The sequence below is a fragment of the uncultured Tateyamaria sp. genome, assembly GCF_947504105.1.
Lineage (GTDB): Bacteria > Pseudomonadota > Alphaproteobacteria > Rhodobacterales > Rhodobacteraceae > Tateyamaria.
The window spans coordinates 1-26,121 of the sequence record NZ_CANNGP010000047.1; the positions used below are offsets into that span (position 1 = coordinate 1).

Annotated in this window: 25 protein-coding genes and 1 pseudogene; 17 read left to right on the forward strand and 9 right to left on the reverse strand. The window is 59.4% G+C overall.

Going from position 1 to position 26,121, the window contains the following annotated elements:
• Nucleotides 1–409: 409 nt before the first annotated feature.
• On the forward strand, nucleotides 410–2,356 hold the full coding sequence (locus Q1A75_RS20010; RefSeq protein WP_299592780.1) for a 4Fe-4S binding protein: 1,947 nt from the start codon (nucleotides 410–412) through the stop codon (nucleotides 2,354–2,356).
• Here the strand turns inward: Q1A75_RS20010 and Q1A75_RS20015 are convergent.
• Nucleotides 2,350–3,081: a hypothetical protein gene (locus Q1A75_RS20015; RefSeq protein WP_299592779.1), complete on the reverse strand. Its 732-nt coding sequence runs from the start codon at nucleotides 3,079–3,081 to the stop codon at nucleotides 2,350–2,352. The genes Q1A75_RS20010 and Q1A75_RS20015 overlap by 7 nt on opposite strands.
• A gap of 57 nt (nucleotides 3,082–3,138) precedes the next feature.
• Between Q1A75_RS20015 and Q1A75_RS20020 the strand changes: the two genes are divergently transcribed.
• The 4 genes and pseudogenes from Q1A75_RS20020 to Q1A75_RS20035 all read left to right on the forward strand — a co-directional run bounded on the left by Q1A75_RS20020 (nucleotide 3,139) and on the right by Q1A75_RS20035 (nucleotide 5,577).
• The gene (locus tag Q1A75_RS20020; protein ID WP_299592778.1) at nucleotides 3,139–3,330 is read left to right on the forward strand and encodes a DUF6494 family protein; all 192 of its coding nucleotides are present in this window, start codon (nucleotides 3,139–3,141) and stop codon (nucleotides 3,328–3,330) included.
• Nucleotides 3,331–3,333: 3 nt separating this feature from the next.
• Complete coding sequence (locus Q1A75_RS20025) at nucleotides 3,334–4,395, forward strand: Mrp/NBP35 family ATP-binding protein (protein ID WP_299592777.1); 1,062 nt, start codon at nucleotides 3,334–3,336, stop codon at nucleotides 4,393–4,395.
• A pseudogene (locus tag Q1A75_RS20030) lies at nucleotides 4,392–5,101 on the forward strand (DUF4444 domain-containing protein). Before Q1A75_RS20025 ends, Q1A75_RS20030 begins: the two are co-directional and overlap by 4 nt.
• Nucleotides 5,098–5,577, forward strand: coding sequence for a DUF6505 family protein (locus tag Q1A75_RS20035; protein ID WP_299592776.1), 480 nt, complete (start codon nucleotides 5,098–5,100; stop codon nucleotides 5,575–5,577). The pseudogene Q1A75_RS20030 and the gene Q1A75_RS20035 overlap by 4 nt, the downstream one beginning before the upstream one ends.
• A 13-nt stretch (nucleotides 5,578–5,590) precedes the next feature.
• Here Q1A75_RS20035 and Q1A75_RS20040 read toward each other — a convergent pair whose 3' ends face one another.
• The 5 genes from Q1A75_RS20040 to Q1A75_RS20060 all read right to left on the reverse strand — a co-directional run bounded on the left by Q1A75_RS20040 (nucleotide 5,591) and on the right by Q1A75_RS20060 (nucleotide 10,200).
• Nucleotides 5,591–6,394 carry a substrate-binding domain-containing protein gene (locus tag Q1A75_RS20040; RefSeq protein WP_299592775.1) on the reverse strand — a complete coding sequence of 268 codons (804 nt, stop codon included), beginning with the start codon at nucleotides 6,392–6,394 and terminating at the stop codon, nucleotides 5,591–5,593.
• Nucleotides 6,391–7,107, reverse strand: coding sequence for an ATP-binding cassette domain-containing protein (locus tag Q1A75_RS20045; protein WP_299592774.1), 717 nt, complete (start codon nucleotides 7,105–7,107; stop codon nucleotides 6,391–6,393). Before Q1A75_RS20045 ends, Q1A75_RS20040 begins: the two co-directional genes overlap by 4 nt.
• Entirely contained in the window at nucleotides 7,101–7,805 is a 705-nt protein-coding gene (locus Q1A75_RS20050; protein WP_299592783.1) for an ABC transporter permease, read from the reverse strand. Before Q1A75_RS20050 ends, Q1A75_RS20045 begins: the two co-directional genes overlap by 7 nt.
• 203 nt (nucleotides 7,806–8,008) lie before the next feature.
• Nucleotides 8,009–8,998, reverse strand: a complete 990-nt coding sequence (locus tag Q1A75_RS20055) for a ParB/RepB/Spo0J family partition protein (RefSeq protein WP_299592773.1) — start codon at nucleotides 8,996–8,998, stop codon at nucleotides 8,009–8,011.
• Nucleotides 8,995–10,200 carry an AAA family ATPase gene (locus Q1A75_RS20060; protein ID WP_299592772.1) on the reverse strand — a complete coding sequence of 402 codons (1,206 nt, stop codon included), beginning with the start codon at nucleotides 10,198–10,200 and terminating at the stop codon, nucleotides 8,995–8,997. Before Q1A75_RS20060 ends, Q1A75_RS20055 begins: the two co-directional genes overlap by 4 nt.
• 618 nt (nucleotides 10,201–10,818) lie before the next feature.
• On the opposite strand from Q1A75_RS20060, the gene Q1A75_RS20065 reads away from it, so the two are divergent.
• From Q1A75_RS20065 to Q1A75_RS20120, 12 genes are all read left to right on the forward strand, one after another.
• On the forward strand, nucleotides 10,819–11,835 hold the full coding sequence (locus tag Q1A75_RS20065; RefSeq protein ID WP_299592771.1) for a replication initiation protein: 1,017 nt from the start codon (nucleotides 10,819–10,821) through the stop codon (nucleotides 11,833–11,835).
• 9 nt (nucleotides 11,836–11,844) lie between these two features.
• Nucleotides 11,845–13,806, forward strand: a complete 1,962-nt coding sequence (locus tag Q1A75_RS20070; protein WP_299592770.1) for a cache domain-containing protein — start codon at nucleotides 11,845–11,847, stop codon at nucleotides 13,804–13,806.
• Between the two features lie 368 nt (nucleotides 13,807–14,174).
• Nucleotides 14,175–16,148 carry an acetate--CoA ligase gene (gene acs, locus Q1A75_RS20075; protein WP_299592769.1) on the forward strand — a complete coding sequence of 658 codons (1,974 nt, stop codon included), beginning with the start codon at nucleotides 14,175–14,177 and terminating at the stop codon, nucleotides 16,146–16,148.
• Nucleotides 16,148–16,834, forward strand: a complete 687-nt coding sequence (locus Q1A75_RS20080) for an adenylate kinase (protein WP_299592768.1) — start codon at nucleotides 16,148–16,150, stop codon at nucleotides 16,832–16,834. The genes acs and Q1A75_RS20080 overlap by 1 nt, the downstream gene beginning before the upstream one ends.
• A gap of 259 nt (nucleotides 16,835–17,093) precedes the next feature.
• Nucleotides 17,094–17,378, forward strand: coding sequence for a DUF4212 domain-containing protein (locus tag Q1A75_RS20085; protein WP_299592767.1), 285 nt, complete (start codon nucleotides 17,094–17,096; stop codon nucleotides 17,376–17,378).
• A 5-nt stretch (nucleotides 17,379–17,383) separates the two neighbouring features.
• Entirely contained in the window at nucleotides 17,384–19,168 is a 1,785-nt protein-coding gene (locus Q1A75_RS20090) for a sodium:solute symporter family protein (RefSeq protein WP_299592766.1), read from the forward strand.
• Between the two features lie 103 nt (nucleotides 19,169–19,271).
• Nucleotides 19,272–21,092: a DUF294 nucleotidyltransferase-like domain-containing protein gene (locus Q1A75_RS20095; protein ID WP_299592765.1), complete on the forward strand. Its 1,821-nt coding sequence runs from the start codon at nucleotides 19,272–19,274 to the stop codon at nucleotides 21,090–21,092.
• 3 nt (nucleotides 21,093–21,095) lie between these two features.
• Complete coding sequence (locus Q1A75_RS20100; protein ID WP_299592764.1) at nucleotides 21,096–21,614, forward strand: hypothetical protein; 519 nt, start codon at nucleotides 21,096–21,098, stop codon at nucleotides 21,612–21,614.
• 1 nt (nucleotide 21,615) lies between these two features.
• Entirely contained in the window at nucleotides 21,616–23,025 is a 1,410-nt protein-coding gene (locus tag Q1A75_RS20105) for a 3'-5' exonuclease (protein WP_299592763.1), read from the forward strand.
• Nucleotides 23,026–23,086: 61 nt separating this feature from the next.
• Nucleotides 23,087–23,356, forward strand: a complete 270-nt coding sequence (locus Q1A75_RS20110; protein ID WP_299592762.1) for a type II toxin-antitoxin system ParD family antitoxin — start codon at nucleotides 23,087–23,089, stop codon at nucleotides 23,354–23,356.
• A complete protein-coding gene (locus Q1A75_RS20115; RefSeq protein WP_299641010.1) occupies nucleotides 23,340–23,699 on the forward strand; it encodes a type II toxin-antitoxin system RelE/ParE family toxin in 360 nt (119 codons plus the stop codon). The genes Q1A75_RS20110 and Q1A75_RS20115 overlap by 17 nt, the downstream gene beginning before the upstream one ends.
• A 278-nt stretch (nucleotides 23,700–23,977) precedes the next feature.
• A complete protein-coding gene (locus Q1A75_RS20120; RefSeq protein WP_299592760.1) occupies nucleotides 23,978–24,385 on the forward strand; it encodes a hypothetical protein in 408 nt (135 codons plus the stop codon).
• Nucleotides 24,386–24,757: 372 nt separating this feature from the next.
• Here Q1A75_RS20120 and Q1A75_RS20125 read toward each other — a convergent pair whose 3' ends face one another.
• The 3 genes from Q1A75_RS20125 to Q1A75_RS20135 form a co-directional block, all read right to left on the reverse strand.
• The gene (locus Q1A75_RS20125) at nucleotides 24,758–24,901 is read right to left on the reverse strand and encodes a hypothetical protein (protein WP_299641012.1); all 144 of its coding nucleotides are present in this window, start codon (nucleotides 24,899–24,901) and stop codon (nucleotides 24,758–24,760) included.
• A gap of 171 nt (nucleotides 24,902–25,072) precedes the next feature.
• On the reverse strand, nucleotides 25,073–25,423 hold the full coding sequence (locus Q1A75_RS20130) for a DUF3306 domain-containing protein (protein WP_366142223.1): 351 nt from the start codon (nucleotides 25,421–25,423) through the stop codon (nucleotides 25,073–25,075).
• A 56-nt stretch (nucleotides 25,424–25,479) separates the two neighbouring features.
• Nucleotides 25,480–26,013 carry a DUF3305 domain-containing protein gene (locus Q1A75_RS20135; RefSeq protein WP_299592781.1) on the reverse strand — a complete coding sequence of 178 codons (534 nt, stop codon included), beginning with the start codon at nucleotides 26,011–26,013 and terminating at the stop codon, nucleotides 25,480–25,482.
• Nucleotides 26,014–26,121 lie beyond the last annotated feature (108 nt).

The following is a 26,121-nucleotide window of genomic DNA, read 5'->3' on the forward strand; positions in this document are numbered from 1 at the left end:
AACGGTCGAATACAGTTTAAAACACCAATGACATACGGCTTTATGGTGTCATTTTGCCCCCAGCCGGAATAAACTCCCCCTACGTCCTCCCTTGTAATCATCAAACTGCCAAAAAATTCATCCGAGAAGCGTCTTGTGCAGGATTTTCCGTATCGGGTTGACGCAAAGGCAGTTTGGCCAGCCTGTCCGAGGGATGCCGCGCCATAGGGACGAAATGTCTAATTCGAGCGTTTCGCTCGGGAATACGACAGTGTACCGAATCGCGAATCATCTCACCGTTTTCCATGCCCTGCCGCATGGTTGGTTCGCTTGAAAACGGTTTGTGAAGCACCACGAATCAAGTCTAGGCTGGCGCCGGGACGCAAGCGGACAGGGGATAAAAAACAGCCTTGCCGCGAGGGAGGAATACGTGGTCAAATCTTTGATAACATGCGATTGTTTGGGCACCCAGACCATCGACGCCAAGGGGCTATCTGAGGCCACCGGATTGGACGTGCAACCACCCTGTTCGGCCCTCTGCACCACCCAGTTGGCCCAGGCCGAAGCCGCCCTTTCGGACCCGGATGCAGTTTTTTGTTGTACCCAAGAAGCCCGCATTTTCGAGGAACTCGCAGAGGGTCTGGACCGCCCTGCCCCACCTGTTCTGGACCTACGTGACCGTGCCGGATGGAGCGACGATACCGCCCCGAAACTGCCCAAAATGTCCGCACTCATCGCCGACGCCATGCTGCCCGCAGAGCCGGAAAAAACGCTGGATGTGGTCAGCGAGGGGCTGTGCCTGATCCTTGGGCCATCCGCCGTCGTGCTGGATGCCGCCGAACAGCTTAAGGATCATCTTGGCATCACCGTCCTGCTTTCGAACGCTGCCGAAATTCCCGACACCCGCGCCTATGACGTGGTGGTGGGCAAGCTGCGCCGCGCCTCAGGGGCCTTTGCCCAGTTCGAAGTGGTGATCGACGCCCTGCAGCAGATTGAACCGGGCGGGCGCGGAGCCTTCACCCTGACCGATCCGCGCGACGGCGCCGTGTCGCAATGCGATGTCATCCTGGATTTGCGCGCCGACACCCCCCTGTTCCCGGCCCATGAGAAGCGCGATGGGTACTTGCGGGCCGAGCCGGGGCATGCACCCGGCGTGGCCGCAGCCATCATGGCGGCGTCCCACCTGACCGGCACGTTTGAAAAGACGCTCTACGTCAAAACCACACCCCTGCTGTGCGCCCATTCCCGCGCCGAGCAGACCGGGTGTACCAACTGCCTCGATCTGTGCCCGACCGGTGCGATCACGTCTGCGGGCGAACATGTCGCCATCGACCCGATGATCTGCGCAGGCTGCGGGGCGTGCTCCGCCGCCTGCCCGTCCGGAGCGATCACCTACGACGCGCCAGCCGTCGATCTGACCATGCGGCGGGTGCAGACCATGGCCAAGGCATATCTCGACGCTGGCGGCACCGCCCCGCGCCTGCTGATCCACGATGACCACGGCGCCGAAATGGTCCGCCTCTCTGCCCGCCATGGCCGTGGATTGCCAGCCGACATGGTTCCGCTTGAGATGGCGGCTATTGGTGCGTTTGGCCATGCCGAAGCTGTTGCGGCCCTAGCTGCCGGTTTTGCCAGCGTCACGCTCTTGCCCGGCCCCAAGGCGGATATCCCAGCGTTGGAGACACAAATTGCCCTCACAAACGCCATTGCAGGCGACGGCAAGGCAACACTGCTCGACACCCCAGACCCCGACGTAATGAGCGATGCACTTTATGGGGCCGAGGCCCCTCCCCCCGTCGCAACCCCGGTTCGGCCCATGGGCACGCGGCGGCAAATCACGCGGCAAGCGGCCCGGGCACTGCATCCTAGCACCGATCAGATCCCCCTACCCGATGGCGCGCCCTATGGCGCTGTGCTGGTGGACACCGATGCCTGCACACTGTGCCTCAGCTGCGTATCTCTCTGCCCCTCAGGCGCTTTGGGCGACAACTCCGACAAGCCGCAACTCCGGTTCCAGGAAGACGCCTGTCTGCAATGTGGCCTCTGCGCCAACATCTGTCCTGAGGACGCGATCACCTATGAACCCCGCCTCGACCTGACCGACGCAGCCCTGCGCCAAGAGGTGCTGAACGAAGAAGAACCGTTCCCGTGCATCGAATGCGGATCGCTCTTTGGCTCAAAATCCACCATCGACCGGATCACGAAAAAGCTCAAGGACCACGCCATGTTCTCGGGCGACAAGCTGCGCATGATCCAGATGTGCGACAATTGCCGGGTCACTGCACAATTCCACGCGGACGATAACCCGTTCCAGGGCGGCGAACGCCCCCGCGTCCGCACCACGGACGACTACCTGTCAAAGCGGCGCGATCACTGATGTTCGAGCGGTTTGCCCAGATCGGCAGGGTCCAGCACGGCCACATAGGCCAAGATCGCCTCAAGATCATCAAGCGTCAGTTCGATGGGCGCTATGGGCGACGGGCGGTCGATGGGGAACGGGTCGGTCACACCCTCAAGCTGGGTGAAGGCGGCGTGCGGTTTCAATGCGTAGAAGCCTGCAAAACGCGACTGCCAATCCTCGAATGTACGCATCACGAAAAAGCTGGGGGTCGAGCCGATGCCAAAACTGTCCTTGCCCCGCTCGGTCACGTGACAGCGCCCGCATTTGGCCCAGGACACGCCCTGCCCTGCGATGGCGTCACCGGTCATTTCCACCTTGGCCACAATGCGTTCCTGCATCTGTGGTTCGGTGAACAGCGCCTCCCCGTCCGGCGCAAAGCTTTGCACCGTGCGGCGGCCCACATCCGATGTCAGCCAATCGGCAAAGCGCTGCGCGCCCTTGCCGTCGCTGCGCAGATCCATGTGCCACGTCTGGCCCAAACCGGAAAACAACGCCCTTCCATCCGATCCCAGAACCAGATCAGCAACCGCAGGATCATCGGCAATTTCGACCCTAACTTGGGTTTTCAGCGAAAAGCGCGGGGCGATGTGCTTGATCAACCCGCTCTCGACCAATGCGGGCGGAGCGTAGAACACCACCCGCTTGTCATCGGCCATTGCCAAACCCGGCAACACCGCCAAGATCAGAACCAAGATGCGCATTACGGCAGCCTACGGCTGACCAGCGCAATCCGTCAACGTTAGGGAGGGGAAAGCCCCATGAGCGACGATTTCAACATGTCCATGCGCAAGTTCCTGAAGCAGGTCGGCGTGACCTCGCAACAGGCCATCGAAGAGGCGATGCGCAGTGCCGAGACAGGCGGCAAATCCTATGCCGTCAAGGCGACCATCACCATTGAAGAGCTCGACATGACCCACGAGGTCACGGGCACCATCACCGGCCAGGACTGACGCGTGAGCACGAGCAGAGAACAGGTTCTCGAGGTCCTCAAGGGCCTCGACGCACCAGGGGGTGACATCGTGTCGTCCGGCGTAATGCGGGCGTTGAATGTCGACGGCAGCACCGTGCGTTTCGTGATGGAGATCAACCCGGCACAGGCCGCAGTCTATGAAAGCGTGAAAGCTCAGGCAGAAGCCGCCGTGAGCGCCCTCGATGGCATCGAAAGCGTGTCGATTGTACTAACGGGCCATACGGAAAAAGCGCCACCGCCCGACTTGAAACCACAGCGCCCTGCCGATCCGAAAGGGCCACAGAAGGTCCCGGGCATTGACCGCATTCTCGCGATTGCATCGGGAAAGGGTGGCGTTGGTAAATCCACCGTATCGGCCAACCTCGCCTGTGCGCTGGCGCAACAGGGACGACGCGTGGGTCTGCTCGATGCGGATGTCTACGGCCCCTCTCAGCCCCGGATGCTGGGCGTGTCTGGTCGCCCCGCCTCCCCCGATGGCAAGACAATCCTGCCGATGCGCAACCATGGCGTCACCATGATGTCCATCGGCCTGATGATGAACGAGGATCAGGCGGTCGTCTGGCGCGGGCCCATGCTGATGGGTGCATTGCAACAGATGATGAGCCAGGTGCAGTGGGGGGCGCTTGACGTGCTGCTGGTGGACCTCCCGCCCGGGACCGGCGACGTGCAGATGACTTTGGCGCAAAAGTTTGTCGTGGATGGCGCGATAATTGTCTCTACACCGCAGGATGTGGCCCTTTTGGATGCGCGCAAAGGTGTGGATATGTTCCAGCAACTGCACGTCCCCATCGTCGGGATGATCGAGAATATGAGTACGCATATCTGCTCAAACTGCGGGCACGAGGAACACGTGTTTGGGCATGGTGGGGTCAAAGCGGAAGCCGAGAAACTGGACGTGCCCTTGCTGGCTGAAGTGCCGCTGGATCTGCAGATCAGGTTGGCCGCAGATGGCGGCGCACCCGTTACGGTCAGCCAACCCGACAGCCCGCAAGCCAAGGCGTTTCAGGACGTGGCTATGGGCCTTGTAACAGCGGGGGCAGCATGAGCGACGGATCGCAGGTCACCTTTCCCCCGCTGATGTGGGGCGAAGAAGCGCCTGACAGCGCCTTTGACCACGCGGTCATGCGCGCAACGCTTGGCTGTGATGCGGGCCTCATCTCTTACAAATTGGGTGCATCTGAGATGGAGGCCGCGCTGGTCTTTGCGCCCGAAGTGCCGCTGTCTCAGGCAATGGCGATGCTGCCCTTGTGCGGTGTGGGGCTTCAAAACGCGCTCGGTGCGCTGGCCCCGCCCGAGGTGGCCGTACATCTGGATTGGTGGGGCGGCATTCGCATTAACGGCGCACGCTGCGGTGGCTTTCGCACGATGGCATCTGGCACAGATCCCGACACGTTGCCAGACTGGCTTGTCGTGGGCTTCACCCTGCCCTTGATCCCAGCGTCCGAGGACACGGGCCTGACTCCGGACGAAACGGCCCTGTTTGCCGAGGGCTGCTCAGAGGTGTCACCACCGGCCCTGCTCGAATCGTGGTCCAGGCACACGTTGAACTGGCTGAACAGGTGGGAAGATGAAGGCTCTGCATCCCTGCACTCCGAATGGCGCGGACTGGCGGACGGGATCGGGAAGAGGCTGAAAATCGGTCTCTAACAGGCACATTTCTGGGCGTGGACGAGGAGTTTGGCATGCTTCTGCGCGATACAGATACAACTCATCTGATCCCGCTCACAACCGTGTTGGAGAACCCGTCATGAAACTCGCCCGCGCGATCCATTTCGACGAAAGCGACATGAACGTTTTCGCCTCCCCTGCCCGCACCGGCGAATGGTGCATTTCCGGTGGGTTCGAGTTTTCAAACTGGGGCGAGAGCGACCTGACCGGCAAGGCGCGCCAAGCCTTTGCCAACGGATGGTTCGGGCTGGAAACCGGTGGGCGTGTGACGTTTGTCGCGGTCACCCAACTGGAACAGGCAGAGCTGGAGACGTTGACCGCCCTCCTCGCCCAGCACTTCGTCACCTACTACGGCGCCCCATCGCCCGAGGCGGCGCACCCCGTCGCGGCGGAAGAATTGGCACAGATGATCGATCTGTGTGAAGATCACGATCCCAATACACTGCTTACCGTTGCGCGCGAATTGACGGATGCAGGTGTCCGCGAAGCCTTCCGCACGATCCAGCCACAAGACGCCGGGCTGGATCAATTCGCAATCCATGGGAATCTGGACGAATAGGCATTGTTAGGGCCTATTCTGCATTGAACACGAACAGCGTTTCACCTTCGATCGTGTAGCCAACGATCAAGGCTTGTGCGGGCGCGGATGTCAGCCATCGCTCCAGCTTGGCGGCAAGGTCCGATTTCACATGATCATGCCGGGCCGGGTTCACCGGCAGATAAGCATATTGATTAAACAACACCGGGTCACCCGCAAAAAGCAACACCAGGTCGCCCTTGTTCCCGAAGTTCAACCAACTTGCGCGATCAGACAACACATATGCATTGAGACCCGACGCCGTGTTCAACGCCGCACCCATGCCCGCGCCCACGGCATTGTACCAACCATCGAACGTGTCGGCATCCAGACCCGCCTCCGCCCACAGGCTCAGTTCCTTCTTGTGAGTGCCGCTGTCGTCCCCCCGGCTGACAAAGACGGCTTCGGCCTCCGCAATCCGCTGCAAGACATCCTCCGCAGCGCCTGCCCCGCCAATGATCGCAGGGTCATTCGCCGGACCGACAAAGACAAAATCATTGTACATGATCTCGCGCCGGTGGGTGCCGTAGCCGCCCTCGACAAATGCTTCCTCTGCTGCGCGCGAGTGTACAAGGATGGCATCCACATCCCCCGCCTCGCCCAGTTTCAATGCCTGACCCGTTCCAACCACCAGCAGCTGCACTTCAAGGTCCAGATCATTGGCGATTTGGGGCAGCAATACATCCGCCAGCCCGGAATTGTGGAACGATGTGGTCACCGCCATGCGCATCTGATCCGCGGCGTGGGCCATCCCGCTTGCGAACAGAGTCAAAAGTGCCAGCAACAGCGTCTGTTTCATTCCACGATGTCTCCTTTCAAAAAGGCCCGGGCTTCGGGTGTTTTGGGTGTGTCAAAAAACATTTTGGCGGGGCCCGTTTCGTGCACTTGCCCCCCTAGGATGAACACTACCTCATCCGCGATCCGCCTGGCTTGACCCATGTCATGTGTCGACAAAATCAGTCGCGTGCCGTCCGCCTTGGCCTGAAGCAGAATCGCTTCGATCTCTCGCATCGCACGGCCATCGAGGGACGCCGTGGGTTCATCCAGAAACACCAGTGCAGGATTTGTGATCAGGGCGCGGGCGATGGCCAATTTCTGCTGTTCCCCGCCCGACAAGACCATAGCCCGGCGCGTCAGATGCTGTCCCAGTCCAACCCGTTCCGCCCAATCCTGAGCAGCAGCCTTCGCCGCCTTTCGATCCACACCCCGCAAGCGCAGGGGGTATGTCAGATTCTCTTCCACCGTCCGCCGCAGCACGACGGGACGCTGGAACACAAAGGCCTGATGATGACGCGCGGTGTCCATATCGCACGCCCACTGCACTGTTCCACCGGTCAGGCGGGCTGTCCCGTGCATCAGGCGCAAAAGCGTTGTCTTGCCGGACCCGTTTGGCCCCAAGACTACGCATAGCCCCTGCCCGTCCAGCGACAGATCCACCGGGCCAACCAGCCGCTTGCCACGACGCGAGGTTTCGGCCCCCTTGAGCGTTACGGGAAAAAGCTCGGTCACCATCGGCTGTCCCGCTCTGTCTGACCGATCCAGTGGATGGCAAGGTTGACCCCCAGGGCCAGGGCGATGAGGACGAACCCCAGTGCAAGCGCCAACGCAAACTCACCTTTGCCGGTCTCAAGCGCGATGGCCGTCGTCAAGACACGCGTTGCATTGTCGATGTTTCCTCCGACGATCATGATGGCACCAACCTCTCCGATCCCGCGGCCGAACCCGGCCAACGCAGCCGTCAGCAGCGCCCGTCGTGCATCCCAAATGAGGGTGCGCATCTTTTGCATCTGCGTGACGTTCATCGAGATCAGCAGGTCGTGGTATTCCGCCCAAAGCTCGCGCAGCGACTGATGTGCGATCGACGCAATTAGAGGCACGATAATGATCACCTGCGCCACGATCATGGCTGTAGGTGTGAAGAGCAGGCCAAGCGCGCCAAATGGACCGGAGCGGGATAGAAAGATGTAAACAATCAGCCCGACAACGACCGGCGGCAGGCCCATCAGCGCGTTGAGCAAGGCGATGGTGGCCCGCCGCCAGCGAAAGCGACGCACGGCCAAAAGCGCTGCCAAGGGCAAGGCGATCAGGCAGGCGATGACCAAAGCAGTGAGGGTGACGCGGAGCGAGCGCAGCGCAATCTCTGCCAGCTCTGCATCAAAAGTGACGACCAGCCAAAAGGCGTGTCGCAAACCCTCCCATAGATCGACGATGGCCGATCCTCCCGTTGTTTCTTTTTCCTGAAATTGGACGGTTTTGCGCGTGGATACCAGCCCTGTTGTGCCAGCCTGTCAGGTTGTCTCTGGCAGAGCCCTGACGAGTACAGTTGAGGGTCAGTTTATCCGCCAGGCAAAAAAATTGCCCGCGGGCAATTTCCGCGGGCAGGGTAAGAATTGCCCATGGGCAATTTTTTAGATCAAGCGTCGAATTCAGCCTTGAGATAAGCCGAAAATGCGCCCTCAAGCTGAGCGCGGGACATGCCCGCGTCAAACTCAATCCGTATCTTCCGCCCCTTCTGTGCCACCTCGATCCCCTTGTCGTGGACGCTGCGGCGATAGATACGGCCCGTCGGTTCGGGCTTGGGCAGCACGGGCTTGCCCGCCCGCGTGAGGCGACGCATGACTGTTGTCGCATCCACGAATGCCCCGCGGCCAGCCCGACCCTGCGCCTGTTCGCGTCCTATGGCGCCCGCCTCTTCCAACACCGCGCGCGCGGTGTCCGGTTGAGACAAAAGCGGCTTCAATTCCCGTGCATTGCGCTCACGGACTTCGCGGATGTTCGGGAACGCATCGACGATCGCCCGCGGCAGCTTCGCCAGCTGCAGGTAGCGCGACAGCCAGGGCTGGCTGACCTCAAGCCGCTCGGCCATCGCTTTTTGCTTGCCGCCATAGTAGCGCGCAACCGCATCAGCATAGTCCAACGCACGTTCATAATCCGAGATATCTTCGCGGTCGCGGTTCTCGATATCCGCCAGCCGGAAAGCCTCTTCGTCCGACAGCTGGCGCGCTTCCACCAGGTATTTGAACTGTGTGTAGTTGTTGGCACGTAACCAGCTGACAGCGAAGTGCCGACGCGCGCCGCAGATCACTTCGAAGTCATAATCCTCGTCATCGACGGGGCGCACTATGGCAGGAAACTCCTGCTGCCCCTGAGAACGGATACCGTCGATCAAGTCGCGGCAATTGTCTTCGGTCAGCAGAGCATAATCTCGGTTATGCCGCTCCCACATGCGGCACCGGGCCGGGTCGATCCAGCGCAGTGTCTTTTCCTCGACCTCTCCGGCCAACCGGTCGCTGATGGCTGTGGTGCGTTTGAGAAAGCGGGCACCGGCGCGGTCGGACGCATCGGGCGTAGCATCCAGATCGCTCAGAACATCGTCAAATATCGCATCATGTTTGCGGCTCATAGCAGTCCCTCCTTGCGCAGTTGCGCGTGATGGCTTGGCCAGGTCTTGCGGATCAGCACCTCGATCTCGCGGTTCACGGCATCCAGATAAGCGCGACAGCGTTTGTGCGTCTCGGTCCGGGTGGCCGGGCCGGTCAGCTCGTAGACGGTGGACAGGTTCGCCGCGGCATTGTCGATCTCGGCGCTGTCCTTGAGCACCGATTGCAACATGTCGAGGGGGAAGACCGCGTCCATCATCCGTTTGATCGCCATATGCGCTGATTTCGAGTCATTCATCTTGGTTGCGAGGATCTTAACGAAGGCATAATCGCGCGTACCCCCGTGGCGGGCGAGCTCGTTGAGCGTGGCACCCAGCATTTTCAAAAAGTGCGCGGTAGAGCCAAAATCGATGTTGTTGGGCGGGGCAGGGATCACCAATGCATCCGCTGCGCGCAACACCGAAAGTGACAGCATCCCGAGGGCAGGGGGTGGGTCCAGCAGGATGACATCGAACCGGTCCTTGATCGTCTCCAACCCGTTGCGCAGGCGGTCGAGCACGAACACCTGTTCGCGGGCCATGCGGGCGGCAAATTCGTATTCCGCGTCATAGAGACCGAGATTTGCAGGGATCAGTGCGATGTTGGGCCAGTAGGTGGCACGCAGGGCGTAGGACAGGTCTTGCGGTCCGCCGTGGCGGAAGAAGGGGTAGAGCGTGTCCTCTTCTTCATCCACGTCCACATCGGGGTTCAGGCCAAAGACAGAGGTGGTACTGGCCTGGCTGTCACAATCTACGACGCAGACGCGGTAACCGCGCAGGGCGAGGTGCTGGGCGAAGTGGCAGACCATCGTGGATTTGCCGACGCCGCCCTTGAAGTTCTGGATGGCGAGGACCATCGCTGGATCGCTGTTGGCGCGGTGGGGCAGGGTGCCGAACACCTGCCGCATTCGGTTGACGTCCGCGAGGGAATATCCCGTGCGGCGCCCTGTATTAGGGTCTTTTTCCGGCATTGGGAGACGGCCATCTGCTTCAGCGTCTCTGATCAGCTTGTCACTACGTCCCACCATGTCTGCGGCGCGTTTGACGTTGAAACGCAGATCGAGCGTTTTTTGTGCACCGGGCGCATAGAGCCTATCGCGTAGCCGATCGATCACCGTCGAGGCGCGAGTGGCAAGTTTGTCCAACTCCTCAAGGGAGACGGGGGGAAGGGCGGACTGCTCCATCATGGACCTCTTATGGGGGCGTTGGTCCGAATCATGACGGGTGCGGGCGTTTGCCTCAAGTGCAAACTTTGAAGGGTAGGGGCGAAAAAAGCGGAAATTGGATGATAGGCGCCCAATGGTTGGAAATTGAGTGATCATTGCGTTCTGTTCGGAAGTTTAGCGCATCTTAAGCGCGACAGAACCCACTATGTATGTGGTTGGCTTCGGTGAGCCGACGTTTGCCACAAAACACAATCAAAACCCCAAACAGAAAACACCCCTCTATTCTAATTTCATAGTGTTCAGTGTTCCCGCAGCTCAAAGCGCTGAATTTCATAGGAAAAGAGGCGCTGGGACTTACATTCTGGGGCGGTTCTGCTTACGTCTTGGGACGATAACTCCTACATGTTGGGGAGGCAAAACTTACGTATCGGGTGGCCTCTAATCCTTACTTTTTGGGTGAGTCTCAGCAGCGACTCAGCCCTTTGATTTTTGGGCGTTATTCGAATCACTTGGCGGGACTACTGATTCCCTTATGCCCGTTTAACCTTACAAATTGGGTGCCTTCGTTTTCGTGGACGCGTCCCGCGCCTGCTGTTATTCTTACGTCACACTGCCCGTCAGAGGTAAGAGAAGAGCAGCATGGCCGATCGCCCATCTCAAACATACCGGACGATTGACGCCCGGCCAAATGCGCAAAGTCTGGTGAAGCCGGGCGAGCTGGTGGACCTGGTCGAGGTCACGCCGCTGACGCTGGCCGACCGGCGCATCTATAACCAGCTTTTGGAAAACGCGTGGGATGCCATCGAAAAGCCGGTGACCCATGTGATTGCCAAGTCCGATCTGCGTGGGTCGCACAATTCCAATGACAGGGTGGGGGAGTCGGTCGAGCGGCTGATGTCGGCCATCGTTAAGGTGAAAGTCACGCATGAAGGCGAAGATGCCATCGAGCGGGTGCAACTGTTGGGCGGCAATATCGAGACAACGCGTCGGGACGGGGTGCTGGAATACGAGATCCCTCAGCGGCTGCGGAAGATCATTAAGGACTCGACTGTCTTTGCACGGCTCCAGCGCGAAGTGATGTTTGCCCTCAGCTCCAAATACGCGCTAACCCTCTACGAGATGATCCAGAAGCGCGGGAATCTGCGCTATCGGTCGTCCGAGAAGTTTGCGCTGGATGATCTGCGCGGGGTGCTGGGCGTGCCCAAGGGCAAGCTGACCTCGTGGTCCAACCTCAAGCTGCGGGCGATTGAGCCGGCGGTGGCCGAGGTGAACATGCTGTCGGATTACGTGGTCGAAATTGAGCCGGTGAAGACTGGGCGGCGCGTTACGCACATCGAATTGAAATGGTGGCGCAAGGATGGGGCAGGGATGGCCGAGACGGAGCGCGAGCTGTCCTTTTCCAAGATCGGACGCAAGGCGCGGATGACCGATACGACTGAGGACTTGAAGCCCCGGCCTGCATGGCTTGAGGCTGCAGGCCCGGCGCTGCGTACCGAAACCTATGAAACTGCACGTCTGCGCTATCCCGGCTATGACATCTATCACGTGGAAAAGGAGTGGCGTGCCTGGGCACAGGGCAAGGAGTCGCCGCGCGATGCGGACCGCGCATACCTCGCCTTTTTCCGGAGCTTTGCGGAAAACAACCCGCTGCGTTAGCGTGGACATATGAATTCCGTTCGTTTCCGTCTGTTGATCCTGGCCCTTGCGCCGATGGTCGTGCTGATGCCGCTGCTCTTGTTTCTGGGCATGACGCGGTGGACGGCGGATTATGACGAGGTGCTGATTGCCAATGTGGAAAGCGATCTGCGGATTGCCGAACAGTACCTGTCGCGACTGATGGTTCAGACGGGGGATGAACTGCAAGCCGTGGCGGGGTCGGTCGAGTTTGCACAGACACCGCCCTTAGGACGCGATGCGTTCTTTGAGGAAAAGCGCGCGGCGCTTGGGCTGGATTTTCTCTACTTTCTGCCGCGTGCCGACATGACGGATGTCTGGCCTGTCATTCAAAGTGCCGCCCAAGGGCAGGGGCGAACAGAGATCGACATTTTCAGTGGAGAGATGTTGGCTACGATCTCGTCTGACCTCGCAGAGCGTGCGCGCCTGCCGCTGATCGACACGGAGGCCGCCGTGCCCACGGATCGCACGGTCGAGGACCGTGGTATGGTCATCCATTCAGCCACCCCAGTGACCTTGCGGGGGCGCGATGGAGTGCTGGTGGGGGGCATCCTGTTGAACCGCAACCTTGGCTTTATCGATACGATCAATGCGCTGGTGTATCAGGACGCCACAGGCGGTGGATCACGGCAGGGGACGGCGACACTGTTCCTGGAGGACGTGCGCGTGTCCACCAACGTCCGCCTGTTCGAGGATGTGCGTGCGCTTGGCACCCGCGTGTCGGCTGCGGTGCGGGGCAAGGTGCTGGGCGAGGGGCAGACTTGGCTGGACCGGGCCTTTGTCGTCAACGACTGGTACATCTCGGGCTATCTGCCGCTGACGGACAGTTTCGGTGACTATGTCGGCATGCTCTATGTCGGATTTCTGGAAGAGCCGTTTACCATCGCCAAGCGCAACGCCTTCCTTGCCATCCTTGGCGCTTTTGTTGCCGTGCTGTTGCTGTCTGCGCCGGTTTTCTTGCGGTTGGCAAAGGGCATCTTTGCCCCGCTTGAACGTATGACCCACACCATGTTTCTGGTGCAGCGCGGCAATCTGTCTGCGCGCAATGGTGAGGAGGGGGGCACAGGCGAGATTGGTGAGGTCGCTGGCCACCTTGATGACCTGCTGGACCAAGTACAAGAGCGGGACCAGGACCTGCGTACATTGAATGAAGAGCTGAATGTGCGCGTGGAACGACGCACGGCTCAGTTGCAAAGCGCCAATGAGAAACTCGAAGAGACGTTTCGCCAGCTGGTGATGAGCGAAAAGCTTGCTTCGATTGGTGAGATTACCGCTGGTGTCGCACATGAGATCAACAACCCGGTGGCCGTCATTCAGGGCAACATGGACGTAATCCGCGAAAGTTTGGGGGAGGATGGTGTCGCCATCCGGACCGAGTTGGGGCTGGTCGACCGCCAGATTGCCCGCATCCAGACCATCGTGGGCAAGCTGTTGCAATTTGCACGACCGGGGGAGTTTGCAGATCTGAAGCAGACCGTGCCGCTGGAGCCGGTGATCACGGATTGTCTTGTGCTGGTCAATCATGTGATCTCGCAAGCCGAGATTGGGGTCGAAACACGGTTTGATGCCGTGCACGACGTACGCATTGATCCCGGAGAATTGCAGCAGGTGCTTATCAACCTGATCATGAACGCGGTGCAAGCGATGGGGTCTGAAGGGGTGCTTACGCTGCAGACGATGGATGCTGAGCGTGATGGTATTGCCGGTGTCTGTGTTGCCGTGTCGGATACCGGGCCAGGGATCGCGCCGGAGCAGGTCAATGATGTCTTTGCGCCGTTCTACACCACCAAGCAAGCCGAGGGGACAGGGCTGGGCCTGTCAATCTCGCAGACCTTGATCCAACGGGCCGGTGGGCTGATCAGTGCGCGCAACCGCAAGGGGGGCGGCGCCTGTTTCGAGATTTGGCTGCCTGCGGCAGTGCGGGAAACGGACGCCCTGACGGCCAGCGCATAGGGTCGCGTCAGGTGCCCGCGATCTCAGTGATTCTGGGTATGCGCGTCATCCGTCACCGTTGGTTGACAATTTGTCACAGTCGCTGCTGTAAACTTGTCTTACGCTAACAGTATACAAACGGATACCGTTCTATCTTTACGGGAAAATGCTATGCTGCAGAAAAACATGAGAAAATCCGGCCTGATTTAAAAAGATTTACAAAAAACCGGTATAGCCGGAAGAAAAATTTACAAAAAAACCGTTCAAGACCAGCGTTCAACGCATGCTTTTACAAAAGCGTGTATGGTCCACTTCGACAGGCGAGTGATGCACGCCCCGGGTGACGAAGCCGATGCAAAGCGGATCTAATCCCAAACCGGAGGAGACCCATGAATATTCAAAACACGCCGAATTTGACCGTTTTCCCGCCATCTGACGAGACCAAGGCCCGCGCCCATCTGGATGCTGATGGCTATGCCAAGATGTATGCTGCGTCCGTCGCCGACCCTGATGCGTTCTGGGGGGAACACGGCAAGCGGTTGGATTGGATCAAGCCCTATACGACGGTCAAGAACACGTCTTTTGAGCCGGGCAAGATCGATATTCGTTGGTTTGAGGATGGTACGCTGAACGTGGCGGCCAACTGCATCGACCGGCATCTTGAGACGCGTGGCGACCAGACCGCAATCATCTGGGAACCGGATGATACGTCCAAGGCAGAGCCGAAACATATCACGTATCGCGACCTGCACCGCTCTGTTTGCAAGATGGCAAACATCCTGGAAGAGTTGGGCGTTCGCAAAGGCGACCGGGTTGTCATTTACCTCCCCATGATCCCGGAAGCCGCTTATGCGATGCTGGCCTGTGCCCGCATCGGCGCCATCCATTCCATCGTGTTTGCCGGTTTCTCCCCGGACGCCCTCGGGGCACGTATCAACGGTTGTGACGCGAAGGTCGTCATTACCGCCGATTACGCGCCCCGAGGCGGACGAGAGACCCCGCTGAAGTCCAATACGGACGCGGCCCTGTTGCATTGCAAGGACAGCGTGAAGTGTCTGGTGGTGAAGCGGACCGGCGGTCAGACGACCTGGACCGACCGCGACTATGACTACAACGAGATGGCGCTGGAGGTCTCGGACTACTCCGCCCCTGCAGAGATGAACGCCGAAGATCCGTTGTTCATCCTCTACACCTCCGGCTCGACCGGTCAGCCGAAGGGTGTTGTGCACACTTCGGGCGGCTACCTGACCTACGCCGCGATGACCCATCAATACACGTTCGATTATCACGAAGGCGATGTGTTCTGGTGTACCGCTGACGTGGGCTGGGTTACCGGCCACAGTTACATCGTCTATGGCCCGCTCGCCAATGGCGCGACCACCATCATGTTCGAAGGCGTGCCGACCTTCCCCGATGCGGGCCGGTTCTGGGACGTGTGTGAACGCCATAACGTCACGCAGTTCTATACCGCGCCCACGGCTATTCGTGCCCTGATGGGTGCTGGCAATGAATGGGTCGAGAAATACGATTTGTCGTCGCTTCGTCTTCTGGGCTCGGTCGGTGAGCCGATCAACCCCGAGGCGTGGAACTGGTATCACGAGGTGGTCGGCAAGGGGAATTGTCCCATCGTCGATACGTTCTGGCAGACCGAAACCGGTGGTCACATGCTGACACCGCTGCCCGGCGCCACGGACCTGAAACCTGGTTCTGCCCAGCAGCCGTTCTTTGGCGTGCAACCTGTGGTTCTGGACCCGCAAAGCGGTGTTGAGTTGGACGGCAATGGGATTGAGGGCGTGCTGTGCATAAAGGACAGCTGGCCCGGTCAGATGCGCACCGTCTGGGGCGATCATGAGCGGTTCGAGAAGACTTATTTCGGGGACTACAAAGGCTATTACTTCTCGGGTGACGGCTGTCGTCGGGACGCCGATGGTGACTACTGGATCACGGGTCGTGTGGATGACGTGATCAACGTGTCCGGTCACCGGATGGGGACCGCCGAGGTGGAAAGCGCGCTGGTGGCGCATGCCAAGGTCGCTGAAGCGGCGGTCGTAGGCTATCCACATGAAGTGAAGGGGCAGGGCATCTATGCCTATGTCACCCTGATGAACGGCGAAGAGCCCAGCGACGCGCTGCGCAAGGAGCTGGAGGTCTGGGTCCGAACGGAGATTGGCCCGATTGCCAAGCCCGATCTGATCCAATGGGCGCCGGGCCTGCCCAAGACACGGTCAGGCAAGATCATGCGCCGCATTCTGCGCAAGATTGCCGAGGATGACTTTGGGGCGTTGGGCGATACCTCGACCCTTGCTGACCCGTCGGTCGTCGAAGATCTGATCGAAAATCGTATGAACCGGAGTGATGTCTGATGGATGGTGCTCAGGTAACGGCCACAGCGCCTGTTTTCATCCTGCTTGGACCGCCCGGAGCAGGGAAGGGGACCCAAGCGCGTATGCTGCAAGACGCCCATGGCTTTGTGCAGCTTTCCACCGGCGATCTGCTGCGGGCCGCTGTTGCGGCGGGTACGGATGCTGGCAAGGCAGCGAAGGCTGTTATGGAGGCGGGCGGGCTGGTCAGTGATGATATCGTGATCGCCATCCTCAAGGACCGTTTGACGGATGAGGACTGTGCCCGCGGCGTGATCCTTGACGGGTTTCCCCGCACGACCGGGCAAGCAGAGGCGCTGGACGAATTGCTGGCCGAAGCTGGGCAGCACATCAATGCCGCGATCAGCCTCGAGGTTGACGACGCAGCGATGGTCGCCCGTATCTCGGGCCGTTTCACCTGTGGCAACTGTGGTGAAGGCTATCATGACGTGCATAAGCCGACGGCTGTGCTGGGCACCTGTGACAAGTGCGGGAATACCCATATGAAACGCCGGGCCGATGACAATGCCGAAACGGTCGCCCAACGGCTGACCGAGTATCACAAAAAGACAGCGCCGCTGATTGCCTATTACGAGGGTAAGGGCGTGCTGCAATCCCTGGATGCGATGGGAGAGATCGACGCAATCACGGCGACCCTTTCGGGGATGGTGCGGGAGGCTGCGGGCTGACGCCCGAACCCGCCTAATGAAACTGCAAAACACGGCTGTGTGTGTGGCCGTGGCTGCGTCCCGCAAGGGCGCAGACAGATCCCCGTGTGCTTGGGGGCCGGGAAAGATCGCTGTGCCTGCCTTGATCTGGGTCATCGCTGGTCACCCCAAGTTGCAGCACAGTGACTGAAATTTCGAGGGTAACCCGCAACGCCATTCGGGTGCCATAGACCAAAGGGGCCACGCGTGCCCCGCAACGGAAACGATAGGAGGAGCTACGATGTCGGAGGAAACGACAAATATTGCTCAAGTCACGGAGAGGGACAAAGGCTATTGGGCGGCCAATGTCCGCATGATCTTAATTTCGTTGGTGATCTGGGCCCTTGTGTCCTTTGGCTTCGGCATCGTGCTGCGCCCTGCGCTGAGCGGGATTTCCGTGGGTGGCACGGACCTGGGCTTTTGGTTTGCGCAGCAGGGTTCGATCATCGTCTTTCTGGTGCTGATCTTTTTCTACGCCTGGCGGATGAACAGGCTCGATAAGCAATACGGCGTGGACGAGGAGTAAGAGAGATGGACCAGTTTACACTCAATCTGCTGTTTGTGGGCGCGTCGTTCGCGCTTTACATCGGCATCGCTGTCTGGGCCCGCGCGGGCTCGACCAGCGAGTTCTACGCCGCGGGTCGCGGCGTGCACCCAGTCACCAACGGGATGGCCACGGCGGCGGACTGGATGTCGGCGGCCTCTTTCATCTCGATGGCGGGCCTGATCGCCTTTACCGGCTACGACAATTCATCCTACTTGATGGGGTGGACGGGCGGTTATGTGCTGCTTGCGCTGCTTCTGGCGCCTTACCTGCGGAAGTTCGGCAAGTTCACGGTGTCTGAATTCATCGGCGATCGTTTCTATAGCTCATCGGCCCGCATGGTGGCCGTGATCTGCCTGCTGGTGGCGTCGATCACCTATGTGATCGGTCAGATGCAGGGCGTCGGCATCGCCTTTGGTCGCTTCCTTGAGATTGATGCGACATGGGGGCTGCTGATCGGGTCTTGCGTGGTGTTTGCCTATGCCGTGTTTGGCGGCATGAAAGGTGTGACGTATACGCAGGTGGCGCAGTACTGTGTTCTGATCACTGCCTATACCATTCCGGCGGTTTTCATCTCGCTGCAACTGACGGGCAATCCAATCCCCGCGTTGGGTCTGTTTGGATCGACTGAAAGTGGTGAGCCGCTACTGGCCAAGCTCGACCAGATCGTGACTGATCTTGGCTTTGCCGAGTACACGGCGGCCCATGGATCTACTCTGAACATGGTACTTTTCACCTTGTCCCTGATGATCGGGACGGCGGGTCTGCCCCACGTCATCATGCGCTTCTTTACCGTGCCCAAAGTGTCGGACGCGCGCTGGTCTGCCGGTTGGACGCTGGTATTTATCGCCCTGTTGTACCTGACCGCGCCTGCCGTGGGTGCGATGGCACGTCTGAACATCTCGGAACTGATGTGGCCCAATGGGATTGACAATGCGGCGGTGAGTGTCGAGCAAATCGATAGCGATCCGGAATATGCCTGGATGGAGACATGGCAGCAAACCGGTCTGCTGGATTGGGAAGACAAGAACGGCGACGGCCTGATCCAGTATTACAACGACGAAAATGCTGATCTGCAGGCCAAGGCGGCCGAGAACGGATGGGTGGGCAATGAGTTGACCAAGTTCAACCGGGATATTCTGGTGCTGGCGAACCCAGAGATTGCATCCCTTCCGGGTTGGGTGATCGGCCTTGTGGCCGCGGGTGGCCTTGCGGCGGCTCTGTCCACGGCGGCAGGTCTGCTTCTGGCGATCTCTTCCGCGGTGTCCCACGACCTGTTGAAGGGTCAGCTGACGCCGAACATGTCAGAGAAGTCCGAGCTGCTTGCGGCCCGTATTTCGATGGCGGCGGCGATTGTGGTGGCCGTGATCCTAGGCTTGAACCCGCCGGGTTTTGCGGCCCAGACGGTGGCGCTGGCCTTTGGTCTGGCAGCGGCGTCGATCTTCCCTGCGCTGATGATGGGCATCTTCTCGACCCGCATCAACAATGTGGGGGCGGTTGCAGGGATGCTGGCCGGTCTGGTTGTGACCTTGCTCTATATCTTCTTGCACAAGGGCTGGTTCTTTATCCCGGACACCAACATGTTCACGGATGACAATCCGCTGTTGGGGCCGATCAAGTCGACATCGTTTGGCGCGATCGGGGCCATGGTCAACTTCGCCACAGCGTACGTGGTGTCCGGCATGACCAAGGAAACCCCGCAAGAGATCAAGGACCTGGTGGAAAGCGTGCGTATCCCCCGCGGGGCGGGTACCGCAGCCGCGGACCACTAAGGCCTTCGGGCGCATCGCAGTCTCTCTTTGCGATGCGCCTTTTGATCCTGAACCTGTCCGCGATCCTCGTGGGCAGGTTTTTTGTCCTCCGCAGGGTGATGTGATGCCTCCTGAGACTGAACACGCGCAATTCCTGGCGTCGGTCCATCCCTATGACGCACTGAGTGCCGATGATCTGGAAGCATTGGTCGGTCTGTGTACCACCGAGACGTTTGATACGGGCGCGCCGGTGTTTCAGGTGGGGGACAGTATCCTGTATCTCTATGTGATCGTCGCGGGTGAGGTTGAGGTCACGGACGAGATGGATGTGCAACTGTCCCTTTTGGGTCCGCGCAACTCATTTGGTGAGCGCGCATTGCTGCGTGGGGGCCCCTCACAGCGCACGGCTGTCGCGATTGGCGCCACGACGTTGATCCGTATTCCAGCGGATGTGCTGCATGCCCTGATCGGCGAGCATCCCAAGATTGCGCGCTTTTTTGATCGACGCCATCCCGCGCGGACGGACGCCAAAGATTTGACCGTGTTGCCGGTGAACCAGTTGATGACGCGTGATCCAGTGACGTGCTGGCCCACCGATACGATCCGTACGGCGGCACAACAGATGGCACAGCACCATATCTCGTCCATCTGCGTGGTGGATTCGGATTGTTTTCAGGGCATCGTCACAGTACGCGATATGAATGCCAAGGTTGTCGCCGGTGGTGCAGATCCTGATCAGGCCGTGTCCACGATCATGACCCCTGACCCTTTGACCCTGCCGCCAAGTGCTTTGGGCATGGATGTGCTGCATATGATGATGGAGCGGCGTATTGGTCATGTTCCCATTGTCGAAGACGGGACGCTGTTGGGGATTGTTACGCAGACAGACCTGACGCGCTTTCAGGCGCTGTCCTCTGCTGATCTGGTGCGCCGCGTGGCCGAGGCTGAGGATGCCGCGGCAATGGCGCGTGTCACGGCTGAAATTCTGGCGTTGCTGGCGCAATTGGTGAACATGGGAACGCGGCACGATATCGTCACACGTCTTGTGACTGACATTGCCGATACGGTAACGCGCCGCTTGCTTGCCATGGCCGAGGTCGAACTTGGCCCGCCACCGCACCCGTATTTGTGGCTGGCCTGCGGGTCACAGGGTCGACGAGAACAGACAGGCGTTTCGGACCAGGACAATTGCCTGATCCTGTCGGATGACGTGACCGACGCTGACATGCCGTACTTTGCGAAGCTAGCGCAGATCGTCAGCGACGGACTGAACACCTGCGGCTATGTCTATTGTCCCGGTGACATGATGGCGACCAACCCGCGCTGGTGTCAGCCTTTGTCGGTCTGGCGGGCATATTTCACTGGCTGGATTGCCAAACCCAATCCCGAGGCGCAGATGCTGGCCTCGGTCATGTTCGATCTGCGGCCTATCGGCGGAGACGAAAGCCTGTTTGACGACCTACAGGCCGAGACGTTGTCGAAGGCGTCGCGCAACTCGATTTTTGTGGCGCACCTGATTGCCAACTCGCTCAAGCATTACCCACCTTTGGGGATGCTGCGTGGGCTGGCGACCATCCGGTCGGGAGAGCATCGCAACCAGTTGGACCTGAAACACAATGGCGTCGTGCCTGTGGTGGATCTGGGCCGCCTCTATGCCTTGAAGGGGCAGTTGACGGCAGTGAACACGCGGGGGCGGATCGAAGCGGCGATGGCGGCGGGTGGGCTATCTGCCACCGGTGGCGCGGACCTGCTGGATGCCTATGACTTGATTGCAACCATGCGGTTGGAACATCAGGCCGCACAGGTGAAGGCGGGGCAGGGGCCGGACAATTACCTGTCGCCCGCGACCCTGTCGGATTTCGAGCGCAGCCATTTGCGGGACGCATTCGTTGTGGTCAAAACTATGCAATCGGCCATTGGCACTGGCAAAGGGGCGTTGGGGTGAACCATGTTTGTTGAATTGATTGCAACCATCTTTGCCGGCATCGGCTGCGCAGGGATTGTTATGCTGTTGAACATGCTGACGGGCAAACGTTTGCCCAAATGGCTGATGCCCGTCGCAGCAGGTGCCGGGATGATCGGTATGACCATCTCGAATGAGTACACATGGTTCGGGCGCACGGCGGAGCGGCTGCCCGCGGGTGTCGAGATTGCGATGACCGTGGATGAACAAAGCTGGCTGCGACCGTGGACGCAGCTCTTTCCTTATTCAAAACGGTTTGTGGCTGTGGACATGGCAAACCTGCGCCGAAACGATGCGCAACCCTATCAACGGCTGGTCGACCTGTACTTCTTTGGCCGATGGTCGCCCGTCAATCAGACACCCATGTTGTTGGACTGTGCCGGAGGACGGTCGGCGGTTTTGATCGATGGGGTGGATTTTGAGAACGATGGCTCGATCACGGATGCCGATTGGCAAACAATGCCAGGAGATGATCCGATCCTGACAATGGTGTGTGAGACCTGAGATGCTGACCCGCCTGTCCCTGCGCCTGCGCATTTTCCTGTTCTTCTGCCTAGTGGCGTTGGGTGGGGCAGGGTTGGCCGCAGCGTCGCTGTACGTTGGGTGGGCGCGGGCAGAGACGTCGTCACCGGGTGGGCCGTTTGTAACGGCCTTTGTCCACTTTGCCCTTCTCAATACCGGCTTGGCCGCCGTCATCTGGTTTTTGTTTGATGAAAACATCGCCAAGCCAATCAATGCGTTGGCTGCTGATTTGCGGTTGCGAGCGCATTCCGGGATCGAGGCAAAGATAGATATGGATGCTGCCCGCTATCTTGGGGATCTTGCGCCCGCGGCGCAGGCCGTATCGCATACACTCAATTCGAGCGTAATGGATACGGCTTCCACCGTGGCGCACGAGACGGCGCGACTACAGGCAGAGGCCGAGCGCCTGACGGCCCTTCTGACCGAAATTCCCGTTGCCACGATCATGGTGAACGAACGTATGGGGATTGTCCTGTATGACGGGCAGGCGGCGGACATCCTGTCTGGCATTGCGGTTCCTCGGCTCAAAGCGCCGCTGGTGGACTACTTTTATGCAGCTGATCTGGGGCGGGCGAAATCCACGCTGAATCAGACAGGGGCCGAAGTGGCGTTTGATTTGCGGGACAAGGACGGAGCTACGACATTTGCGGCCAAGTTGAAGCCGCTTGATGGGGCAGGGTACATGTTGCTGATCGACATGCCTGAGGTGCCGCTGACGCCCGAAGCGCCGCGCCCGCTTGTCTATGACTTTGATCTTTTGAATCCGGGTGATGGCGCAGACATGCAGGGTACTGTGTTGTCCGAGCTGTGCTTTGTCGCCTTTGACTCTGAGACAACGGGCCTGTCGACCGACAAGGACGACGTCGTCCAGTTGGGGGCTGTGCGTGTCTTGAACGGACGGATCATCGAAGGTGAGGTGCTGGACAGTTATGTTGACCCAGGGCGCCCGATCCCACCCGCATCGACGGCCGTGCACCATGTGTCGGACTCCGATGTCGCAGGCGCACCTGATTTCGCAGTTGCCGGCCGTGCATTGCACGGGTTCTGCAAGGATGCGGTTCTGGTCGCTCACAACGCCCCGTTTGATCTGGCGTTTCTGCGTCGGGCCGAAAGGCAGATGGGTGTGACCTGGGATCATCCAGTGCTGGATACCGTCCTGTTATCTGCCATCGTCTTCGGCACGACAGAAGAACATACCTTGGATGCGCTGTGCGATCGGCTTGAGATCATGATCCCGCCCGAGCTGCGGCACACAGCCCTGGGCGATGCGCAGGTGACCGCGCAGGCACTGGTCAAACTGATCCCACTTCTGGAAGGGAAAGGGCTGCATACGCTCTCGGACGTGATTGCAGAGAGTAAGACACATGGGCGGTTGCTGCAGGATTTGAACTAGGGGCCTCTTGCGTAGGGCTATTCAGTCCCTTTATACTACTGAGTAGCAAAGGGAGCGTGTCATGTCTGTCAAAGCATCGGTTTCGATCACGGATCAACAAGACGAGTTTACCCGCCGACTGGTGGCAGACGGGCAGTATGCCAGCGTCAGTGCGGTTGTGCAGCGCGGTCTTGAGCTGGTTCGTTCCGAGAAAGAACGCGAAGCGGCAGAGCTGGCTGCGCTGCAGGCCTTTTTCGCCCAACGTGCAGCAGGTCCATTCGTCTCAGCGGATGAAGGGCGTAGCCGAACCGAGGATATGATCGCGGCCAAGACCCGTGCCCACCGGGTTTAGGGTCCGACGCAGCGCAGCCTGCGACGCAGATATTGAAGTGATCTTTGATCACCTGTTCCAATCCTACCGCGATCTTGGTGAACCCATCGATGATGCACTGACCCGCGCAGCCAGCCGCGTCCGTGGCGTTGAGGATGCGCTCACCGGTCTGGGTGATCTGCCATTCCAAGGCACGCTTGTGCCGCAGATCATGGATGGTCTGCGGCACGTGACCAAAGACAATGCTGTTTTCTATTTTATCGCAGACGAGGAACTGATGGAGGTGCGCGTTCTAGGCATCTTCTTTGGTGGTCAGAACCACCGGTATCACATTCTGCGGAGGATTTTGGCAGATAGTATATAATAACAATTATGTAAAATAAAATACCTCAACTTAAGCTGAATGGTCCGGATTGGGCTGATTGCGCAGCCACGCATGACATTTGGTTTGTTCATCTGGCGTTCATCTTTCTTAGTGGATAGGGTTCATCCACAGATGCAACTTACTACTGCTTTGGGAAATACCTTGCCTTGAGTGCGGGTAATATCGGGCAGAAAATGGTAAAAAGAACGAGCAAGCGAGCAAAGGACTATGGCGTTGTTGCGCGTACAAACTGGGCGGTTTGTATACGCGGACTTCGTATGAGCTTGCCTCTCGCTCTTCTTGTTACGTTTATCTCTTTCTCGAGTGCATACGCCCAATCCGCCAGTTTCCGGTCCGTAGACAGCAATTCGGATGGATCCCTCAGTTTTGATGAACTGGTTGCAGCCTTTGGGCGCGACGGCGCGACGCGGCTGATGCGTAGCACTGACCACAATGGCGACAGCAGAATCACAATCCGCGAATTGCGCAGAGGCCCGAGGGAAGAACCTGAAGGAGGGACAAGCCGCTCGGGCTCTGGAGACAATGACGACGATGATCGAGATGACAGAAACGATCGCGATGACAACGACGACAACGACGATAATGGCGGCGACAATGACGGTGGCGGCGGAGGCGGGGGAGACAACGGCGGCGACAGCGACGGAGGCGATGACAATGATGACTAGCGTGTCAGTCATCCCGGTCGCACGTCGGGAACCGGACAGTTTGATATAGTGAATTTACATTTTCATCTCGCGTTCATCCACATTTCTGGCAGCGGTTCATTTGCCTGCCGGACGGCCATCATTCGAGAGAGAGAAACAAGGGTCATTCAAAACGCTACATCACGGAGCAAACCAATGACCAAGATATACTCTCTGACCCCTGCCCTTTGCGAGATTGCGAAATGGGCGTTCACCACTCGCCGTGTGAACCGCGATGACGTGCGCGGGCTGTCCGGGAACTTTCGATCCGCCAAGGCCGGGGATCTGATCCTGTGCGAAATCGTGGAAATCGGCCAACACAAGAAGTTGCAACTGGCAGAACGCCGTGTGTCGCTAAGCTACCCTGGTGATCTGGTCGTGCTGTGCCTTGGCGACCGCTACGCACCCGACCAATTCCTGGCGACAGCTGTCATTGATGATGATCTTATTGATCTGGTTGCGGGCGGCGGTGTTGCCGGGCGCATCGATGCTGCCCACGATTTTATGGATGATCCGACGCGGCTGAAACCCTTGGGACTTCTGACGGGCGAAAAGGGTCGCGTGATGAACGTCGCAGATTACGCCCTGCCGACCCTGCCTGCCAATGATCGCGTAACGGTAATTGGCGTTTTTGGCGCCTCGATGAATTCGGGCAAGACCACCGCTGCATCAAGCCTCGCCCACGGGCTCATGCGGTCCGGTTATGCGGTGGCAGGTGTCAAAGCCACCGGCACAGGGGCCTTTGGTGATTTCAACAGTTTCGAGGATGGCGGCGTCGGTGTAGTCCTCACCGTAGTCCACCAAACCATCCAGATTGGCGAGCATCGGGTTCAACCGCCACAAGCGACGCAAGGCGCGGGTCTTCAATCGCTGCGGCAGCTCGGCCTTCAGGAAATCGCGGACCTCATCCGGGCTATCCAGTGCCTCAGGCTCCGGCAGGTTCAACTCTGCCAACAGCTCTTCGTCCGGGCGTTCTTCCAGCTTGGCAACTTCAGCCTCGGCCACACGGGCCCCAAGCACCTGCTCTTCGGCCTCAACCCCGGCACGCCGCCGGGACCAGAAATCACGACCCGAACTCAATGCACCCGCCTCCGCTGCCGCGCGGGCGAAGCATAGATGTCCGCCGCAGTTGCAATGCGCGGATCGCCAATACCGTCCTGCGTCAGGTCCATGCGTTTCTTGTCACGCTTACGTTTGATGAACGCTTCGTCCTGATGGAAGTCGGTGACAAAACCCTGCACCCACGCCATCAGGCCGGGCGGCATCGCGACCTTCTCGACAATCTCTTCGCCGCTGTCGGTGTAGTCCTGCGCCTCGTAGGGCGACGCGGTGACCAACACGAGCTCAAGCGGTTGATCCCCGGGACATTCACGCATCACCACATAGATGGCAGGCTCCGCCGCCGACAGACCATGCAGATATGCCTCGGTCTCCGCGCCATGTAGCTCCAACGGCAACGTGGCGGCATGGTACTCAACTGCTTCGCCCTCGCGGCGTAACTCTTGCCAATCGGCGGATCCGGCGCCCGGCAAAACGGCTACGGCTTTCCAGCTGTAAGAGGCCCAGCGGGTCACACCCGGCAGTCGTCGCAAAACGACGCCCAGAGGCATGGCCTGGTACTGGTCGGGGTTTCGGATCACCCTAGGGGTCTGTTCCGGCTGGGGGCAGAATGACACCGTAAGGCCTGATGGTTGCGGTTATCCCTTTTCCTTAACCAG